Source organism: Luteimonas aestuarii, from assembly GCF_004357985.1.
Lineage (GTDB): Bacteria > Pseudomonadota > Gammaproteobacteria > Xanthomonadales > Xanthomonadaceae > Luteimonas > Luteimonas aestuarii.
Window position 1 is genome coordinate 1 of the sequence record NZ_SMTF01000031.1, and the last position, 3572, is coordinate 3572.

Annotated in this window: 4 protein-coding genes and 2 pseudogenes; all 6 read right to left on the reverse strand. The window is 61.0% G+C overall.

From position 1 onward, the window contains the following. Positions 1–305 (reverse strand): annotated as a pseudogene (locus E2F46_RS17290) (IS3 family transposase); the annotation flags it as partial. Further along, positions 305–619 carry a DUF1153 domain-containing protein gene (locus E2F46_RS17295; RefSeq protein ID WP_133323830.1) on the reverse strand — a complete coding sequence of 105 codons (315 nt, stop codon included), beginning with the start codon at positions 617–619 and terminating at the stop codon, positions 305–307. The pseudogene E2F46_RS17290 and the gene E2F46_RS17295, both read right to left, overlap by 1 nt. Positions 620–694: 75 nt before the next feature. Continuing rightward, positions 695–1281, reverse strand: a pseudogene (locus E2F46_RS17300) (integrase core domain-containing protein); the annotation flags it as partial. Between the two features lie 180 nt (positions 1282–1461). Then, a complete protein-coding gene (locus E2F46_RS17305) occupies positions 1462–2100 on the reverse strand; it encodes a class I SAM-dependent methyltransferase (RefSeq protein ID WP_165967514.1) in 639 nt (212 codons plus the stop codon). 154 nt (positions 2101–2254) lie between these two features. Next, positions 2255–3196, reverse strand: a complete 942-nt coding sequence (locus E2F46_RS17310) for an electron transfer flavoprotein subunit alpha/FixB family protein (protein WP_133323832.1) — start codon at positions 3194–3196, stop codon at positions 2255–2257. A gap of 95 nt (positions 3197–3291) precedes the next feature. Continuing rightward, positions 3292–3572: electron transfer flavoprotein subunit beta/FixA family protein (locus tag E2F46_RS17315; RefSeq protein ID WP_425599852.1), on the reverse strand; the 281-nt coding region annotated here is incomplete at its 5' end.

Sequence of the window (3572 nt, forward strand, 5' to 3'; positions counted from 1 at the left end):
GGTAGCGCCTCGATCCGGGGTCGCTTGCCCACCGCGCGCTTGCGCACCTGCCAACCCATGAGCTGGAAGATCCGCTGCACCGTGTTCTTGTTCATATCCAGAAGCCCGGCCACAGTCCGGTAGCCGAACGACGGCTCATCCTCGATCAGCGCCTTGATCGGCTCCGCCAGCTCTGGTCGGACCTTCGGCGGCGCCTTGGTCGACCGGTAGTACACGCTCCGCCGGGCCACGCCGAACCAGCGGCACAGCTTCACCATCGAGACTTCGAAGCCATCGTCCCGCAGTCCCTGCTGGATCGTGACCATCAGGTCTCGTCCTTGCCCAACAAGGACGCCAATTTTTTTCTGGCGCGCAACTCCAGCATGGCCTCGCCGTAGGCTTCCTGCAGCTCCTTGAGCTGCCGTTCGTACTGCTCCCGAACATCTTCGGGCTTGGCACGTAGCGCATTCTCCATCCCGCGCTTGCCGTCATCGACCCAACTCTCGATCTCCGAGGGCGGCAGGTCGAACTGCCGGCTCGCCTCAGACACCGTTGTCGTGCCCTGGATGATGTCCAGCACCAACGCCGACTTCCGACGTGCCGTCCAACGCTTAATCTCTTCTTCCATTACCGCGCTCATCTGTGCCTCCTTGGAAAGGTTACACCTGAGCAGGAAATCACTGGGTCATTACAAAAGCTTCAGTTGATCGCGTGTTTAGTGCTGGGCCGCGGCTAGTTGCTTGGCATAGGTGGCTGGGGTCAGGCCACCGAGGGCCTTCTTGGGTCGTTCCTCGCAGTACTCGCGGCGCCAGATCTCGATCACCGTGCGTGCGTGAAGCAGGATGGTGAACAGATGCTCGTTGAGGCATTCGCCGGGCAGCCGACCATTGAACGATTCGACGCAGGCGTTCTGGTTCGGCTTGCCCGACTCGATCAGCCAGAGCTGGACCCACGCTCATGCGCCTAGGCAAGCAGCATGGCCTTGCCACAGTACTCCTTGTCGTTGCTGGTCCGGATCACCTTCGGAAGACCCCGGCTGAGCGCAAGCCGATCCAGCACGCGGCTGACGCCGTGGCCGCAGATTGCTCGCTCGACCTCGATCGCCACCGGCTTCTGCGTGGCATCGTCTACGATCACCAGACACTTGATCACCCGCCCGTCCGCCGTCTGGTCGAACACGAAGTCCATCGACCAGACCTCGTTGGCCCGGGTGGGGCGAAGCAACGGCTGTCGCTCGCCCACCAGCACCTTATTGCGCTTGCGGCGGCGCACCTGCAGCCGCTCTTCCCGATACAGCCGCTCTGAAGCGTATCCGGAAGATACGTCCACCTCCGCTTGGGGGAAGTCTACTGCCGCTACAACCACCGTACCAGAGATCTGCACGCGTAGCTATATCAAGTTTCTACGCGAAACGCCGATCTCAAAACTCTCCCCACTTTTGGTCCAGAAGTTAGGGGGTCATCAAAAATAATCGAGCTTAACTCAATGAAGATCTGTCTTGGTCCACCTACTCGATTCGCCTAGCACGATTTTCAGGGCATAGTTTGGACTGTCCTGCTTTAGCAATCCGACCTCGACCACCTCTTCCGGTAGCAATGGAGCGGCGAGCCTAGTCATCTCTGCAATTGAAACAAGGCTTACCCCGTGATCCCCACTGATGTGTTTGTCACAAAAAAGACTCAGCCAGGAAATGATGTGGCCAGGTTCGATATCTTTGATGAGGATACAAGCGCTACTTCGTAGCTTTTGACGTACCGAATGAAGAAATGGGGCGCGATAGGATGCCGGCAGGTGGTGCATGACATCACTAACAAGTGCCACATCGTATGGCGGTCCGTCTGACGCAAGCGATTCCACAGGGGTTTCCGTGAATCTTTTGATTCTAGGCTCGTATTCCTGCTCTATAAACTTCCCTACCGTGGGCGCGATATCGACCATATCAACTGATACGTCCGGACGATTCTTCAGCAATCGATTGATTAACTCTCCGTCTCCGCCTCCTATGTCCAAGACTCTGGCATTTTCAGGAATATGAGGTAGTAGTGATTCGGCGACCCTGTCCAGGTTTACAAATAGGCTGCGATAGACGCCGGATAGGCGGCGCTCCGTCGCCGGGCTCATTAAAGATCGAAGTGCAGGTCCAAGCGGCATGGTCTTCCCCTTTGCGTGCAGAATGGTCGGTTTAATTTTCAGTGAGATGCTAGGCCGGCCAAAAGCCAAATCGGAACGGGGAGAGGTTCTTTTGAGGCAGGCCCGAGCTACGCTAAGGCGTATTTTATCCGACCGCAGTTCCTAACTCTGGCAACAATACAAACAAATCCCCTACCAACCCAATATCCGCAATCTCAAATATCGGCGACTCCGGGTCCTTGTTGATCGCCACGATCGTGCCGGCATCCTTGATCCCGGTCAGGTGCTGGATGGCGCCGCTGATGCCCACGGCGATGTACAGCTCCGGGGCGATGATCTTGCCGGTTTGCCCGACTTGCAGCTCGTTGGGTACATAGCCGGCATCCACCGCGGCGCGCGAGGCACCCACGGCGGCACCGAGCTTGTCGGCCAGTGCATAGATGACCTTGAAATTCTCGGCCGAGCCGACGCCGCGGCCGCCCGAGACCACGCGCTTGGCGCTTTGCAGGTCGGGGCGGTCGGACTTGCCGGCAGCCAGGCCCACGTAACGGGTATGGGTGGGCAGGTCCGCCTCCGCGCTCGCCGATTCCACCGGCGCGCTGTTGCCGCCCGCCGCTTCCGGCCACGAGGCGGTGCGGACAGTCGCCACGACCGTCTGGTCGGCCGGGGCTTCGACTGTGATGATCGCGTTACCGGCGTAGATCGGGCGCTTGAAGGTATGGCTGCCTTCGACCGCCATCAGGTCGGACACCTGGTTCACGCCCAGCAAGGCCGCCACGCAGGGCAGCAGGTCCTTGCCGAAGGTGGTGGAGGGGGCAAAGACGTGGGTATAGCCGTCGGCCAGCTGCGCGACCTGGGGCGCCAGCACCTGGGCGATGGCGTGCTGGTTGGCTTCATTGGCCACGGTGATCACCTTGGCCACACCGGCGATCCGTGCGGCTTCGGCCGCCACGGCCGCAGGATCGGCGGCCAGCACGGCCACGTCGATGGCGTCCGGGCTCAGCGCGGCAGCGGCACTGACGGTCTTGGCGGTGGAGGCGTTGAGCTTGCCGTCCAGGTGTTCGGCGATGACGAGGACTTTGGACATCTTGGGACTCTCCGGAGAATGCGGTGGGTCGCGCTGGCGTTCGGCCTCGCGCCCTCACCCCAGCCCTCTCCCGCAAGCAGGAGAGGGGGCTTGGATTACAGCAGGCCCTTGGCCTTCAGTGCGGCGACCAGTTCGGCCGCGTCCTTCACCATCACGCCCTTGCTGCGCTTTGCCGGTGCGGCGTGGTGGGTGGTCTTGAGCGTGTCGGCCGCTTCGACGCCCAGGTCGGCCAGCGGGATCGTCTCCAGCGGCTTGCTCTTGGCCTTCATGATGTCGGGCAGCTTGATGAAGCGCGGCTCGTTCAGGCGCAAGTCCGTAGTCACCACGGCCGGCAGGTCGACTTCCAGCGTCTCCAGGCCGGCATCGACCTCGCGGG